Raw genomic sequence first — 15987 nt, 5'->3', positions numbered from 1 at the left:
TTGGGAGTTAATAGCGGCTAATACGGCAGCTGATAGCCTAATCGCTTCAATTCACGAATTGTCCTTGAAACAGGCAGGCCGACAACTGCAAAATAGTCCCCGTGTATCTTTTTGACCAGCATGCTTCCAAGCTGTTGAATGCCATATGCTCCTGCTTTATCAAATGGTTCTCCGCTTTTTACGTATGAGCGTATCATGTCATCTGTTAACTCCCAGAACCATACTTCAGTTTTTTCATAAAACTTCGTTGAGCAAGATTTTGTCACAATGGATACACCCGTATAGACTTCATGCTGTTTACCTGAGAGAGTTTGTAACATTGAAATAGCTTCTGCTTCATCTGATGGCTTTCCTAGGATTTGATTATTCGCAACTACAACCGTGTCAGAGCCGATTACAAAAGCATCCTGGTTTTCTTGGAAGACCTTTCTGGCTTTTCGATCAGCTAATTCCATCACGACTTCTTCTGGTGAAAGCCCTGGGTCAAAGCTTTCATCAACTTCACTGCTTAATATTGCGAACGATAAGTGGAGATTTTCTAGAAGTTCTTTTCGCCGTGGAGAAGAAGAGGCTAGTATGAGGTTATTCATGTCATCACCTTACCTTTTCGCTTCTTAAAGGGAGATACAAATTAATGGTATCAGAATTTACCGAAGCAAACAATTTTTATATCCTTAAATTTTGAAGAAATTTGTAAAAATATGCAAGTATTTCATGACTATGTCTGTTTTTGTCAATTCAAAAAAGTCTGCCCATTTTGGACAGACCTTTCTTGAAAAGTAATTTCCCAGAAAATTGCAGGTTTCATCTGCCTGGGGTTGAAATGCTTATAAAGAATAATAGGCAGCCAAGAAATTTAATAAATGCTGCTGGGCTTTGACCAGACTCTTTTCATCTTTGGATGATTCATAATTTTTAACGTTCTCCTCAGCACTCTCCAATTCAGATTTTAAAGTGGTCATATTTTTCTTTTTCAGTTCGCTTGCCTTTAACTGTTTATCAATGACCGCCAGTGCACTCTTTCCTTCCTCAGGCAATTTATTAGTTAAAATGGCGCTTGATGTAACCAGCGATAGAGTTTGATAGATGGTAGAGACTCCTTCTAAAAAGTCTTTCTCACTATCGGATAGGCCGGAAAAATTCTTTTCATCTAATAAAAGCGGTTTGGCAAACACATCTTCTATACCATTTTGCTTATAATGCCCCCCTAATGATTTGGCTGTTTCCAAGGAATCCGCAACACCAAGTAATAAATAGAATTTATTATCCATTTCTATTGTTTCAGCCGGAGTCCCTAAGGATTCAACCGATTTTGCTGTTTTATCAGCACCTTCTTTAGATCCAAAAACGCCTCCCTGGATGACATAGACTGTTTGCTGCTTGATGACCGCCGAAGTGGTATTAGCAGCAGGTTTCTCAGTATTCTTTGTTTTTGCATCTGTTTTGGGTTCTGTTATTGATTCAATAGGCGCTGGGTCGCTTACCGGCTTTTCGGCTGAAGACCCATTTAATAGTTTAAGCATAAATACACCAATCGTTGTCCCAATTAGAACTGCAAAAATGGCCGTAATAAATATAGAACTAATATGCCTGCCATTCTTCTTTTTGTAGTAGCTGGAAAAAGAGACTGTTTTTTTGCTGCTGGATTTATTAGCAGGTTTCTCTGCTCCTTTATTGCTCGGCACTATATCATTTTCTGATGATTCGGGGATAATCCAATCGAAGCTGTCATCTTCTGATTCCTGGGCTGCAGCCGTTTCAAGGATGGTCTCTTTTTCAACTTCCTTTGGCCGAGATTCTAGCATTTGGGAATTTGAATTCTCTTCATTCTTCGCCTCATCTTTACGAAGTTCCTCCTGATAGGCTTTATGGTCTCCATTTATTTTAATTGTGATTGTATTGCCTTTTTTAGGCCTGTCCACATTATGACTCCTTTCTCTATAGATTGCTAATTTGTTCCATCCTATCATAAAGACAAAAAAAAATAACAAGACTTTTGTCGTCTTGTTATCATAGAGTTTCGTCAAATTTTTTATAGTGAAATTTCAATCTAATCCGTTAATTTTACAGGGTCTTCAATATTAACTATATAGGAAGGTCCATTACCTATGCTGCTGTTTTTTAACAATGACATCGTCCCATTGTTTTCTAGTTTTTCGGTAATATATAATTTCTCTGCAAACTTAAAATCAACATTATTCGATAATTTTAATTCTTTTCCAACTTCTAAACCGCCGGCAAATTCAATATATGCATTATTTCTCACTTCAAAATTATTTTGGACTAGCACTTCTCCACCTGATATGACGTTTAAATTCGGATGGGATAAAAAAATATTATTGGCTATAATATCGTTTGATACCTTTAACAGCCCTTTATTGCCATATAAATTTCCAATTTCAAGATTACCATCTTTAATAAATAAACTTCCGCCTATACTTATATCTGATGCAACTTTTTCAATCTTTAGACCTGGAACAAACACACTTCCATCAATGGTAATAGAAATATCATTTAGATAAACCGTTTTATCCTCTATATTATTGTAGTTGTCTATACCTTTACTAACAATAAAATCCCCTGTTACATCTAAAGTGGCTGCACTTTGTTTATTATTTGCATTAACTTGAAAATCCCCGCCTATATATAGGTTCCCCTTGACAATTAGCTGGGCATCATCTTCTAGAACCACATTTTGTTCAACATACAAATCTCCATTAACTTCTAGTGTCTTACCATCTAAATAGACGTTAGTTACTCTAGCGGAATTAATTGTTCCTTTTAATTCTCCATTAAAAGAGGGAGGTATAGGAGTTAAAGTATCTTTATATAAAATTAACTTTTTGGAAATATCATCACTTACTTTATTATTTAAAAATGATTCTCCTTTTGCAATGGCTTTAAGATCATATGGCTGAGTCGGCAGATTGCCATAGGTCTCATTATAATGGCTTATGTCATATAGAATGGTCGTTCCACCTAATTTTCTAACTACAAAGGAAAGCTTATAATCAATAACCGCTGATTCGTTTTCAGCTTTTCCAGTAGATCTCAAATAGTAGGTATACTCCGTTTTTTTAGGATCCCCATTATAGTTCTCTACTACTCTAGGTTGATCTGTGCTATTTGAATACTCGGGATGATAGTTTGTCATATAAGAACCGCCATTTATTGAACCGTTTAAATGAATAATATTATTTTTAATAAAATGACTTATGTCCGTTTCATTCGATAATACCCCAGAATTCTTAGCCATATTCACCTTATCTAATGTTTCTTGATAGGCGGTATCAGCAATATATTGTGCGGTAATATTATTATTGGTACTAATGGTATTTTTCATGCCATAGGTGGCTGCTGTAAGTATGACAGGTATTAGCAATCCCATGACCAAAATCAATACTAATACAATCATCAGTGCATATCCGTTTTTGTTTTTTAAACATTTTCTCATAGATTACCTCTGATTCATGACAGACGTGTGAAATCCTTGAGTGACGATGAATCTCCCCTCAGAAGAATTTGTTTGATTGTACGGTGCCCATAAAGTAAGGATTAAAAACGTTAAAGGCTGGGTTGAATCACAGTTTTCCAAGTGAAAGCCCGCCTTACCCAAAATTCTTTCTTCGGACCCGGCTTTATACTTTACCTGATACAAATAATTTTCAGGGCTAAACTGCTGCTCAAAGATAAACTGTTCCTTTTCATTTGTACCATTTAATGTAAAAGTGGAACAGGTTTTATCAACATTGACAGAATCAGCTTTGGCAAACCGTTCATTTAAGGTATTAGTGATCAATAAAATTTCATTTTTGGCTGAATTAAATTCATTATTGTACATATTTTGTTGATGAAAAACCTGTGGAACTAGAAAAACTAACCCTGCTATCATTGCACCAATCAGTAATGCAATCAATAATTCTACTAAAGTAACGCCCCGATTATTACGCAAATGTCGCATTTTCCATCATCACTTCTCTTAGCTATTAAAAAAATTATGTCTAAACACAAGGGTCTCTTCTGTTTTGGCTTGCAGATTTCTAACCGTCACTTGAATTTCAAGATAATTCTCAGATGCCGCTGCCTTCGATATTTTTATCTTGTACTGGTACCCCGTTTTCTTTCCTGATATATATTTAATATCTTCAAAATCATCGGAAGGTATATGGATAGGCTGGCTGATAGAATAATCAGGATCCCCATTGGCTGCACTATCCTTATCCATTACAGTTGATTCTAGATAGATACTTGATTCTTCACATTTAAGGTTATATTTACATTTAACCAATTCACTAATAATCGTTGCATAGGCCATTGCTTGAGTCTCTTTCCCGCTATCCGTATTGGTTTTAGCAATACTCCCCGAAAGGATGACAAACACGGAAACAATGAATCCTAAGAGTACTGTTGCCAGCAGGACCTCGACTAAAGTTATCCCAGATTGATTTTGCCTTATTTTTTTCACAGTGCCACATCCATTTAGTTATCGCAAATTAAATATTTTGATATATTGAAAACATCGGAAGCATGGCAGCTAGTACAATTAATCCTACAATTCCGCCGACAATGGCAATCATTAAAGGTTCTAATACAGCACTTAAACGGGAGGTCATTTGCTCTACTTCCTCTTCATAAAAGTCCGCAACCTTTTCCAGCATCATGTCCAGCTGCCCTGTTTCCTCGCCAACCGCCACCATATGGCTGACTAATTTAGGAAACACCCAGCTTTGTGATAGTGGATGAGATAGACTTGAACCGCCGCGGAGTGACTCACGCGATTGATCCAATACCCGTGAGAACACCAAATTGCCTGAAACCTCTGCACTCATTTTTAATATTTGTAAGACCGGAACCGAGCTGGCAAATTGTGATGCCATTGTTCTTGAAATCCTGGCAATAATTTGCTTTTGGTTTAGAATACCAAATACCGGGATTTTTAGTTTCAATAAATCCAGCATATATTGCCCTTTTGGGCTTCGCTTGGCTGCTAAATAGAGTAATACAAACAAAAGAACAATCAGCAAACATAAAAACCATTTTTCAATAAAAAAGTTTGATAATGCCATTACGATTTTTGTGGGAAGCGGTATTTTTCCCCCTACTGATAGAAGATTGTTTAAAAGACTAGGCAATACTTTTGTAAGCAGTATAATCACCACAATAATCGACACTATGCTGACAACAACCGGATACATCATAGCTGACTTAACTTTGCCGCGGATTTTATATTCTTTTTCATAGAAAATAGCTAATCGGTCCATAACTCTCTCCAGGTCGCCGCTTGTCTCTCCAGCTATAACCATGTTTATGAATACTTTATCAAAGATCTTCGGGAATTTTTGACAGGCTTCCGAAAAAGCAGTTCCTGAACGTATATCCCGATATAACTCATTAAGCGTCTTCCGGAAAACTTTAGAAGAAACCTGATCAGAGAGCAGTCTGATAGAGTCAACGATAGGTGTCCCGGCATTTAGCAGGGTAGCCAGCTGCCGGCAAAATACAACAAAGTCTTGATTTTTAACCGGCTTTCCAATCGTTAGGTTCAAATCCTTCGTAAGGATAGATTCCTTTTTCTCTATAAGTTCAGATAGATAAAGGCCTTTTCTTTTTAATTCTTCCACTGCCTCTGTTTTTGATGAGACAGTAAGTTTCCCTTTTACTTCTTTGCCGGTTTGGGCATCAATTCCTTTATAATGATAAATCACAACCCAAGCCCTCCTCTAAAGCGCTAAATCTGTTCATGTTGATCCCAATTTGGCACATATTCATCAGCAGCCGTGCGGGTAACGAGTCCTGCCTGTACAAGCTGGGCTACGGCCATGTTGATTGTCTGCATACCGCTTCCCCTGCCGGTTTCCAAAATCGATTGAATTTGGTGGATTTTATTAGAACGAATTAGATTGGCAACAGCATGGTTTGATACCAATATTTCAAGCGCTGCAATTCTTCCTGTTCCGTCCGCAGTTGGCAGAAGATGCTGCGAAATAACACCAAGCAATGTACTTGCGAGCTGAACGCGGATTTGCTGCTGATGCTCAGCAGGAAATACGTCAATAATCCTGTCCACCGTTTGAGCAGCTCCGGTTGTATGAAGAGTTGCAAGTACCAGATGCCCCGTTTCTGCTGCCGTAATTGCCGTTTGGATCGTTTCCAGATCCCTCATTTCTCCTACAAGGATAACATCTGGGTCCTGCCTTAATGCAGCACGGAGGGCAATGGCAAAGGATTTACTGTCCTGTCCAATTTCACGCTGGTTTACTATACTTTTCTTGTGGCTATGAAGATATTCAATTGGATCTTCCAGCGTCAATATATGTTTGCTGAATGTTTCATTTATATAATCAATAATCGCAGCTAAAGTGGTAGATTTACCGCTTCCGGTAGGTCCTGTAACTAGTAAAATCCCTTGTGTCTGCTTAGCAAAGTGCTTGGTTACCCCTGGCAAATTTAATGATGCCAATGTAGGAATATGATTATTAATCACCCGGCAGACGATAGCAGCAGACCCTCTTTGACGGTATAGATTTACACGAAAACGGCAAATATTTGGCAAAGAATAGGAAAAGTCAAGCTCTCCTTCCCTTTGAAATCGTTCAAACTGTTCTTGTGTTGTTATTTCCTGAGCCATTCTGATTGTGTCCTCAGGCACAAGACTTTGGGTGCCGATTTTCTTTAACTGTCCATTTATTCGAACAATCGGTGTAATCCCGGCAGTTATGTGTAAATCAGATGCTTGGTTTCGATAAGCAAAGTACAGTAATTTTTCCATATTTAGCACATTGGATGAACTCATTTCTATTTTTCCTTCCACGATTAAACTGTGACCCGAAAGATTTCCTCTATTGTTGTCTGCCCTTGTGATACCTTCACAAGGCCATCATCAAACATTCCTTTAAAACCTTGTTCTTCTACATAGCGGCGATATACAGAATCTGCATGTTTTCTAGTAATCATTTCACGCAAATGATCATTGATTAAGACCATTTCATGGATCGCCAGCCGGCCTTTATATCCGGTACTATTACAGCTGGAACAACCTGTGCCTTTAACAATTCCCGTTATAGGAAGGCCCCTTGAAACAAAAAGATCTTTTTCTCCATCCGTTAGTTCATAGGTATGGGCACAATCCGGGCACACCTTGCGGACAAGCCTTTGGGCTATTATCCCGACTAAAGATGAGGCGACAAGATAGGGTTCAACCCCCATATCCATAAGCCTGCTGATGGCACTAACTGAATCATTCGTATGAAGGGTGCTTAATACTAAATGACCGGTCATGGCAGAACGCAAGGCAATTTCGGCTGTTTCCGAATCACGAATTTCCCCGACCATGATTATATCCGGGTCCTGTCTTAAAATGGAACGCAGACCCGCAGCAAATGTCATGCCAATATTGGATTTGACCTGTACCTGATTGATTCCTTTTATTTGGTATTCAACTGGATCTTCAACCGTAATAATATTGACTGTATCCGAATTCAACTGCTGCAGAGCAGTATAAAGGGTAGTAGACTTACCTGACCCAGTTGGGCCGGTTACAAGAATAATTCCATATGCATGGTGAATCATTTTATGGAATTTCGTTTTATTTTCTTCAGAAAAGCCAAGTTTCTCAATTCCTAAGGAGATATTTCCTGTGTCCAGAAGCCGCATCACCACTTTTTCTCCATAGACGGTTGGCAGAATGGAAACACGGATATCAATGGTTTTCAATTCTAAGTCCAATTTAAAACGGCCATCCTGTGGCAGACGTTTTTCGGCAATATTTAATTTGGACATAATTTTGATTCTGGACACTAAAATATTATTCATTTTAATAGGCAATGTCCGCTCTAGTCTTAGCAGCCCATCAATTCTTAAACGAATGAACATTTCTGTTTCCTGCGGATCAAAATGGATGTCACTGGCCCCGAGCTGAACCGCTTGATTGATTAATTGATTTACCATCTTGGCTACTGGTGAATCATCCGATTGCTGTGCTTCCATGTAAGCAGGGTCATCTTCACTCACAGGCATTTCCTGCAATACTTGATCAATAGACTTTTGCATCCCATAATATCGGTTAATCGCTAAATGAAGCTCTTCTTTTTTAGCAATCGCAGGGTCAATCTCAAAACCGGTGCTTAAACGCAGATCATCGAGTGCAAAATAATCCAGCGGATCGGCCATGGCGACCATCAGCCTGTTCCCAGTCTTTTTAAGAGGCAATATTTGATGTTTCCTTGCCAGTTCTTCACTAATAATATTGACCAATTTCCTGTCTATTTTCTGTTTATATAAATCAACATGTGGAATGCCTAACTGGTATTCTAACACCTCAATAATTTGCTGCTCACTTACTAGATTCATAGCAATCAGCTGATCGCCAAGCCGGTTACCAGTATTCTTTTGTTCACTTAAAGCTTCCAACAGCTGTCGTTCCGTGATAATTGAAGCATTTACCAGTAAATCTCCTAACCTTTTCCGCTTTTGAATCATTTTCTTATCCCTTCTTTTCGTAAAGTGAAAAGACTGTTATCCTTTTATATCAGTTGGAACATACCCATTGAAAATTAACATATAGTCTAAAATTAACCCTTCTGCTTCCCATAGGGAATCGGCTTTTCCATTTGGTACGTTTTCTTGTACTATATCTAAAACATGGTCAAGAATTGTCATGGTTTCCTGCAATTCATCTTTCCGTTCTTTGTTGTCTGTTTTATTTATAGCCTGCTGAACTTTTTTCTCGTATGACTTTGTTTTGCCAACCAAAGTGTCGAATTGTTCTTTTGTAAGGGAAGAATCATGGTTCATTATTCCTTTAGAAATGATTTCTGTTATAGAACCTATTAAATCATCAGAATCCTTTAACAACACAGCTTTTTCATCCTTTGTTAACCTGTAAGGCAATACTTTCACATAGGAATCAAAACCTGCAGTTTTTAAAATTTCTACCAATTTTTCTGCCGAAGGAATACTGCTGTCCGTTGCCGTATAAATATAACTCATGTTGTCTCCAATAATTCTCGGATATACTCCGGCATTCATCAATTTTTGGACCGCTGCATTCAAGTATTTTTCAGACTGATAAGCTCCCGTTTGTACAACATAAAATACTGGATTGTCTTGTATTATACCGCTATTTTTTATTTGAGGAGCTTGATAAACAGGAGTTTTTTTATCGGCCTGTGTCGTTTTTTCAGAACTTCCCGTGTTTGTCCTATTCGTTTCCGAACCTGTTTCTACTGCAGGAGGTTGTTCCACAACACTATTATCTTGTCCAATAGTAGTAGAGTCACTTCCTGATTCAAGCTGACTATCGGTGGACACGTACGGATCTACGTAACGTTTTAACATATTGGGATTGAAATCATAATCTAATTCGAATTTGGTATCTCCGTTTAGCAGCTCGGCAAAATCTTCACAGTAAAAAGCATGAATGGTGACAATTCCTTCTAAACGATGATTCTTTTCCTTATTAATCGTATACTCATAGCTTTGTACATGAATAATCCTGTTTAAATTTTCAAGCTGCTTGACAAATTTAGAAGCATCCACCGGTTCACCATTTACATTAATCGCCATCTCTACATAAGAGACTTTGAGATTGTTCAAACCTGTCATTTGATCTTTAAACTTTTCAAGAACATTTTTTGGCAAGATGGTTTCCCATCCCTGTCCCTGCTGATCTACAGGCTGATTATTCTGGGAAGCCGCCTCTTTATTTTGATTTAAACCATTTGAGTGGATGCTTGAAGTAATATTTTCAATCACGACACCTGTCTCTAATTCCGTTCTTTCCAGGTCTTTAATTAATTCCTCTACATTTGGTTTTCCTGGGATTGTTTCCATTAATGAGTTTTTTTCCTTTTCCGTCATTCTTTGGGGCGTTAGTTTTTTTAAGGCCTTTTGGTAAAATGAAACATCGTCATTGATTCTGGATAATTGCTGCTGTTCATTTTTTTCTTCGGTCGCTAATGGAAGAATCATAAAAATATAAAAAGCTGTTAAAATCATCAGTAAGAAAAGGACAATCATCAGCACCAGCTTTTGATTTAGTTCCAGCCATTTTGTCATTTTTCTCCACCCGCCAATGTATTGAGCTTCATCTGATATACAGCATTATAGGTTAGATCTTTATCATTGGCTGTAATACTCACCATCTCAGCCTTTTGAACAAAATTTGCTTGAAGCAAGCGGTGCAGATAAACAGCAGAATCCCCTTTGGAGTAAAAATTAACGGTTACTGTGAGATCGCCCTCATTTGAATAAGAATACGAAACCACATCAGCTTGAACAGGCAGCAAGCGTTTTAAAGAATCCTGCAGGTCGCTTGAATTTACATAAATTGACTGTAAAAATTTATCCAATTGTTGATATTTATCGATAAAATTAAACTCACTAACTCCATTCGTTTTGGTTTTATAATCATTTAATAATTGATCTCGAATGGTTGTCTTCGCATTTATAGTCTCTGACAATGTCTTAATAGAGTTCTTACTATCAAAATAACTATAGGTTAAAAAAGAGGCTGCGGCCAGCACGGCTGTTATACCTATAATTGGAATGAGATAAACTGGTCTTTTTTCCTGACGATTATTGGATTGGGGTAATAAATTAATGCTGACTTCCACGATAGGCCTCCATTCCGATGAACCTGCTCAATTAATAATTTCCTCTTATTGCCAGACCTATGGCAACACTGCAGGAATCTAAAAGTCGCTGATCTGTAAAATTATTTGCTAAGATGGAACTAAAATCAATCCGTACTAGACGCTCCGTTTCCATTCTCTGCTTTAAGGGTTCAAATATTTGACTGGCATTGTCCCCCGTAACAATTATCCTCTTAAACTCGGTTTCTCGTTCATTCATTGAATAACGGAAAAAGTTCTGTGCTCTTTCAATCTCAAGTACAATTTGATTAAGATAAGCATCTTCGTATCTGTCCATTCCTACATCCCGGGCCGCTGCAATTTCCATTTGACTCCTAGACACCTGCAGCAAATCTTCATCAAACATTAAATTATCTTGATGTTCCGCTGAAAAATAGTCATTTTGTGTAAAGGACATCATCCTTGAAAATACAATCCAATTTTCTTTGAAAATATGAATGTCAATGGAATTCTCCGATACATCCAGAATCATTTCTGTTTCATTAAGCCAATTGGGATGAACATACATAAGCAGGCGCTGTAGTGCAAGGCCGCGAATTTCAGCCGAAATGGGTCTAAGACCAGAGGATTTGCAAACTTCCGATAAGTCATGTGAAAAATCCTTGGAAGTTGCAAAAAGCAATAGTTCACTTTTTGGCCCTTCGATATGCTGTTCAATTCCTTTTGCCAATTCATCCAAAGACAGCTCATCATTATTTTCTTCCCAGCCTGGATGATCTGCCAGATATTCACCTTTTTTACTTGGTAAAAGTGATCCTATTTTAACAAAATCGTAAATGGGATTCTCAAATGGCAGATGGATATTTTCACCAATCTGGAACTGCAAAATTTTAGCTAATTCATTTTCGCCAATATCAGGAAGCGAGGTGATTTTTCGTACAAGGATATTCTGGGTCGGAATGGCTAAGTGAACCTTTTTCACCAGTCTTTTTGTATCCAAGGCATCTTTTAACGCAGTTAAAAGGAGCTCGTTTTTGGATAAATGACTTCCGTTAAGTATGTTCTCTTTCATCTCATACCGTCCAACATCCTGGACAACCGGCAGCCCTCTTTCCATCCTAATAACAGCAATCGAAATGGACCTTTCATGAAAGTCAATTCCTGAAAATTTATTTTTATTAAACAATCTAATCACCTCAAAGATTGATATCCTATTCACTTTTATCCCGCATTAATGCGTTGCCTTGGCAGACGAAAAGCGGGGATGAACTGTCGTAAACGCCCGATTGGCGGGATTAAGTAAAACTCACCGCTTGTGTTTTTTGCGGCTTAGTTGAGCGGGATTAATCCTCAATGATTGAAGTTTCATTTTATAGAAAGATATCCATGTACCAATCCCATATCTCTCTTCCATATACATAACTAAATAATGTACCAATCATGATAAATGGCCCGAAAGCAATCGGCTGACCCCGCTTTAACTTTCCAATCATCATAAGGAACAGCCCCGCAATTGCACCAACAAAGGACGCAAGGACGAGACTCATAACTGTCAGCCCGGGTCCCAAGACTATTCCAATGGCGGCATATAATTTGATATCTCCCCCGCCCATGCCTCCTTTACTGACAATTGCGATAAGAAACAGCAGCAAAAAGCCAACTATTCCACCAATTAGATAATACCAAAAAGATTCGTTCCCAATAAATAGGCGGATTATAGTTAATACCCCAAGCATTGGCAATGTTACAGCATCAAGAATTACCTGTTTTCGAATATCGGTTAAAACAGAGATAATGAGTAAAACCGTTAAAAGCAATACGGGAATCAATTCTAATGACAGACCTATTGATTTATACACAAAGAAAATAGAGACGGCCGTCAATAATTCACCAAATGGATATAACGGTGAAATGGGAGCCTTACAATATCGGCATTTCCCATTTAGAAATAGATAACTCAATACAGGAATTAAATCTAATACATGTAAACGATGGCGGCAATGGATGCAATGTGAAGGCGGGAAAACCAGTGATTCTTTATTTAGCAGGCGGATGGCAACGACATTAAAAAAGCTGCCAAGAATCAATGCATAGATCAAAACAAGAATATCAATAAAAATCACCAAAAACCTTCCCCCTCTTCATTTCCCTGCTTCTATTATGACAAAAAAAGCTGTCGCCGCCAAAAATGACGCGACAGCTTTTTTTAGTTCTTTAGTTTTTCTAATTCGCAGTACAATAATCAATTTTTTGAAGATCGTCAGTATTACCTGCTGCATTGTAGGTATCTGGACACTTTGGTGTTTCCTTCAGATATTTATCAACTAGATTTGTAATTGTCACCTTTGACCCACTTGTATAGGCAGAATCAGTTGCTACATAACGTTGAACAGCATCTTTTACAATCGCATTTGTCTGTTCAGCAGCACTTTTCTTTGCATTTGAAGATTGATTACTTACCATCGGAATTGCAACAGCCGCAATAATCCCCAAAATAACAATCACAACCAATAACTCTATCAATGTTAAACCTTGTTGATTTTTTAACAGTTTCATTTTTTTATTTAACAATTTTCCTATTAATTTTTTCATGTTCATGTCTCCTCGTTTGCTTTAATGCTTTATTCCTATCTTTTCTGAAAATACAGGCTATGTGCCTTATACTAATCTTTCTTTTATTTTCCTCCTATATGTTTTATTATAGACATTTCGACAAATTTCGCAATTACCAAACAGGGACTTCCTTACTGTTTTTTCTATAACCCAAAAGTCCTTCATCTGTAGTTCAATCTGTATTGTAGCATGCAGTATGAGGGCTGGGAATAGATATTTTTTGTTAAATTTTAGTGAACATAATCTAATTATTGCAATAAATCATGACCACCCGTCCAACGGGTGGTTTGAACAACGGCTATAAGCCTATATTACCGGCCAGCGTCTAAAGGCGCTGGCTTTCATTTAATTCAAGCCTCTATTGCCTTTGCCGCTTTTGCCACCCCTTAAAGGGTATTGGTATTACTTGCTACCCTTTGAAAGGGTCTGTATATTCTTTTACACTTAATTTATCTAATGCTATATCATGTTTTTCTTGATCTTGGATATATTTTTTTATCGTTGCTTCGTTTAATCCTACTGTGCTCACATAATATCCTTCAGCCCAAAAATGCCGATTTCCGAATTTATATTTTAAATTTGCATGCTTGTCGAAAACCATTAATGCGCTTTTACCTTTTAAATATCCCATGAAACTTGAAACAGATATTTTGGGCGGAATACTTACCAACATATGAACATGGTCTGGCATGAGGTGACCTTCTATTATTTCAACACCTTTATAGTTACAAAGCGTTCGTAATATTTCACCTATACTCTTTCTATATTGATTGTAAATTATTTTTCGTCTATACTTTGGAGTGAACACAATATGGTACTTGCATAACCATTTTGTATGTGCCAAACTATTTGCTTTGTTTGCCAATAAACTCACTTTCCTTTCTAAATTATAGAGGCTTGAACAATCTCTATTATAGAAAAAAGTGAGTTTTTTGTTTGGTCTAACCACTTGTCACCCACCCGCATAGCAGGTGGTTTTTTGTTTCGCACGCTATCGCGAGCTCAACGGACTAAAGTCGTAATTAAAAGCAGCTCCAAATGAAACTGCTCTTGTATTCCGTTTTTTAACATGATGAATATTCCGCTACCCGATTCCGTCCTGCCCGCTTCGCTCCCACATACAAGGCCCTGTCTGCATGCCTGACTAATGCCAGGGCATCTTCCGCATCTTCCGGTGCAGTAGCTACACCGATTGAAACAGTCATTTTGACCTGCCGCTGGGTTGTGTCCAAAGATTGTTTTAAAGTAAAAGGCCAGGTGCCGACGGCTTGCCTGATTTGTTCGGCCATTTGGACTGATTCGTCTTTTGAACTGTCTGGCAGCAGAACAACAAACTCCTCTCCTCCATATCGTGCAACAGTGCCGAAATCCCCCACAACCTGCTTTAATCTGCAAGCTAATTCTAATAGAATTTCATTCCCGCTTTGATGGCCATATGTATCATTAATAGCTTTAAAATGGTCAATATCGAGAATGATCAATGAAAGCTGGTGACGTTCGAAGTGTATTAATTTATCAAATTCCTGGTTCAATACACTTTCAAAGTAATGATAATTATATAATTTCGTTAATGAGCAGTGTTCACTTTGCATTTTCGTATGTTCATAATGCCTCGCATTTTCCATTGCCACAGCAAAATAGGAGCATAAGATATCGAGAATCATCAGCTGATATTTTTCATATGCCCGCTTTTTTTTCGAAGCCAGAACGAGCACACCTATTAAATTCTGGCTTCTCTCAATTGGAACACTTAATATACTTTCAGCTTCCATCGGAATATAGCCGTTTGCATATGGCAGCCATTCTTTCCTTTTCGCAAAAATCAAAGCTTTACGATTTGAACGTACAAGCCCGCTGATTCCCTCACTTAATTTTAAAGAAGGCATATCTTTTGATAAGGCAAGTCCCGATTCCATTCTCCGAACCAGCTTAAGTTCATCATTCTTTAATTCCAATATATATGCATAATCAACGGGAAGCATTTCGCATAGCTTCTCGATAAATAGATTCAATACATCATCCACATGCAAATGCTCAGCCATTTGATGACCAATTTCTGCTGCCTTTTGCAAATAATGATTTACTTTTTGACTAGAATAATAGAGATTAAAAATGATAGATATACTGATAAACGGGGCACCTACAAATAAAAGTGCTAATAAACCCACCTGTTTATAGAGAATATAGAGCACAATACCAATTGGCAGGGTGATGAATGTCGTAATCGTTTCAACAATAAAGTCTTTTCCCAGAAAAGGCTCTTTAAAAATAAAATAGAGATGGATAGTGATGATGATTTGATTTAAGAGATAACTTACAATTGCATACAGGAAAGCAAGCCAAATGGCATTATGATTGTCTGATAGATTAGGAGAGATTTCACCCCCAAGAGCAAAATAAATCACACCGCTTACAAAAGATACCATAAAAATCATGTTTAAATTAAGCGGGTAGCGAAACCATTGATCTTTTTCAAAAACTTTTAATCGTAACAGTAAAACAACCAATGAGACTTGGGCAAAAATTATTTCTACAAATAAACCAAATTTTAAAAAGACAGCCAAGGCAACCCACTGAATTAAAAAGATAAACATGTTATTGATAACAATCGGCATGCCGGCAACCAGCGAAATTAGCAGCAAAAATGCAAGCAGATCAAGCCAATTGCCGGAGAATTGAGGAGGGTAGGATGTATAGGTAAACCATAAACCTGCTGGAACCATTAAAATCCACATCAGGAAAGCTGCAGTTTTTATTTGCGGCTTAATTTCCATCTGCTTCC

At 37.7% G+C, this 15987-nt stretch carries 15 protein-coding genes; all 15 read right to left on the bottom strand.

Annotated elements, in window-relative coordinates:
• Window positions 1–17 precede the first annotated feature (17 nt).
• The 15 genes from M3183_RS09885 to M3183_RS09815 all read right to left on the bottom strand — a co-directional run bounded on the left by M3183_RS09885 (window position 18) and on the right by M3183_RS09815 (window position 15979).
• The gene (locus M3183_RS09885) at window positions 18–590 is read right to left on the bottom strand and encodes a Maf family protein (protein WP_251468994.1); all 573 of its coding nucleotides are present in this window, start codon (window positions 588–590) and stop codon (window positions 18–20) included.
• A gap of 237 nt (window positions 591–827) precedes the next feature.
• A complete protein-coding gene (locus tag M3183_RS09880) occupies window positions 828–1922 on the bottom strand; it encodes a hypothetical protein (protein WP_251468992.1) in 1095 nt (364 codons plus the stop codon).
• A gap of 128 nt (window positions 1923–2050) precedes the next feature.
• Window positions 2051–3454: a hypothetical protein gene (locus M3183_RS09875; protein WP_251468990.1), complete on the bottom strand. Its 1404-nt coding sequence runs from the start codon at window positions 3452–3454 to the stop codon at window positions 2051–2053.
• Between the two features lie 3 nt (window positions 3455–3457).
• Window positions 3458–3961 (bottom strand): type II secretion system protein, encoded by a 504-nt coding sequence (locus M3183_RS09870; protein WP_251468988.1) that lies wholly within the window; start codon window positions 3959–3961, stop codon window positions 3458–3460.
• A gap of 18 nt (window positions 3962–3979) precedes the next feature.
• Window positions 3980–4465, bottom strand: coding sequence for a type IV pilus modification PilV family protein (locus tag M3183_RS09865; RefSeq protein WP_251468987.1), 486 nt, complete (start codon window positions 4463–4465; stop codon window positions 3980–3982).
• A gap of 28 nt (window positions 4466–4493) precedes the next feature.
• Window positions 4494–5705 (bottom strand): type II secretion system F family protein, encoded by a 1212-nt coding sequence (locus M3183_RS09860; protein ID WP_251468983.1) that lies wholly within the window; start codon window positions 5703–5705, stop codon window positions 4494–4496.
• 23 nt (window positions 5706–5728) lie between these two features.
• Window positions 5729–6793: a type IV pilus twitching motility protein PilT gene (locus tag M3183_RS09855; protein WP_251468982.1), complete on the bottom strand. Its 1065-nt coding sequence runs from the start codon at window positions 6791–6793 to the stop codon at window positions 5729–5731.
• Between the two features lie 20 nt (window positions 6794–6813).
• Window positions 6814–8478: a GspE/PulE family protein gene (locus M3183_RS09850; protein WP_251468980.1), complete on the bottom strand. Its 1665-nt coding sequence runs from the start codon at window positions 8476–8478 to the stop codon at window positions 6814–6816.
• A gap of 36 nt (window positions 8479–8514) precedes the next feature.
• Window positions 8515–10056 carry an SPOR domain-containing protein gene (locus tag M3183_RS09845; RefSeq protein ID WP_251468978.1) on the bottom strand — a complete coding sequence of 514 codons (1542 nt, stop codon included), beginning with the start codon at window positions 10054–10056 and terminating at the stop codon, window positions 8515–8517.
• Window positions 10053–10613 carry a hypothetical protein gene (locus M3183_RS09840; RefSeq protein WP_251468976.1) on the bottom strand — a complete coding sequence of 187 codons (561 nt, stop codon included), beginning with the start codon at window positions 10611–10613 and terminating at the stop codon, window positions 10053–10055. Before M3183_RS09840 ends, M3183_RS09845 begins: the two co-directional genes overlap by 4 nt.
• Before the next feature lie 31 nt (window positions 10614–10644).
• On the bottom strand, window positions 10645–11811 hold the full coding sequence (gene pilM / locus M3183_RS09835) for a type IV pilus biogenesis protein PilM (protein ID WP_251468973.1): 1167 nt from the start codon (window positions 11809–11811) through the stop codon (window positions 10645–10647).
• Between the two features lie 151 nt (window positions 11812–11962).
• Window positions 11963–12715 (bottom strand): prepilin peptidase, encoded by a 753-nt coding sequence (locus M3183_RS09830; RefSeq protein ID WP_251469136.1) that lies wholly within the window; start codon window positions 12713–12715, stop codon window positions 11963–11965.
• A gap of 100 nt (window positions 12716–12815) precedes the next feature.
• Complete coding sequence (locus M3183_RS09825; RefSeq protein ID WP_251468970.1) at window positions 12816–13184, bottom strand: type II secretion system protein; 369 nt, start codon at window positions 13182–13184, stop codon at window positions 12816–12818.
• Window positions 13185–13614: 430 nt separating this feature from the next.
• On the bottom strand, window positions 13615–14070 hold the full coding sequence (gene tnpA, locus M3183_RS09820) for an IS200/IS605 family transposase (protein ID WP_251466272.1): 456 nt from the start codon (window positions 14068–14070) through the stop codon (window positions 13615–13617).
• Between the two features lie 199 nt (window positions 14071–14269).
• Window positions 14270–15979 (bottom strand): sensor domain-containing diguanylate cyclase, encoded by a 1710-nt coding sequence (locus M3183_RS09815; protein ID WP_251468968.1) that lies wholly within the window; start codon window positions 15977–15979, stop codon window positions 14270–14272.
• Window positions 15980–15987 lie beyond the last annotated feature (8 nt).

This window comes from Neobacillus mesonae (assembly GCF_023715155.1).
In the GTDB taxonomy this organism is placed as follows: domain Bacteria; phylum Bacillota; class Bacilli; order Bacillales; family Cytobacillaceae; genus Neobacillus; species Neobacillus mesonae_A.
This window is presented reverse-complemented; position numbering and strand designations above follow the sequence as displayed.

Bases quoted from the DNA above. Each gene is read 5' to 3' on its own strand.
- M3183_RS09885 (WP_251468994.1), bottom strand. From the start codon at position 590: ATGAATAACCTCATACTAGCCTCTTCTTCTCCACGGCGAAAAGAACTT.
- M3183_RS09875 (WP_251468990.1), bottom strand. From the start codon at position 3,454: ATGAGAAAATGTTTAAAAAACAAAAACGGATATGCACTGATGATTGTA.
- M3183_RS09870 (WP_251468988.1), bottom strand. From the start codon at position 3,961: ATGCGACATTTGCGTAATAATCGGGGCGTTACTTTAGTAGAATTATTG.
- M3183_RS09855 (WP_251468982.1), bottom strand. From the start codon at position 6,793: ATGAGTTCATCCAATGTGCTAAATATGGAAAAATTACTGTACTTTGCT.
- M3183_RS09850 (WP_251468980.1), bottom strand. From the start codon at position 8,478: ATGATTCAAAAGCGGAAAAGGTTAGGAGATTTACTGGTAAATGCTTCA.
- M3183_RS09845 (WP_251468978.1), bottom strand. From the start codon at position 10,056: ATGACAAAATGGCTGGAACTAAATCAAAAGCTGGTGCTGATGATTGTC.
- M3183_RS09825 (WP_251468970.1), bottom strand. From the start codon at position 13,184: ATGAAAAAATTAATAGGAAAATTGTTAAATAAAAAAATGAAACTGTTA.
- M3183_RS09815 (WP_251468968.1), bottom strand. From the start codon at position 15,979: ATGGAAATTAAGCCGCAAATAAAAACTGCAGCTTTCCTGATGTGGATT.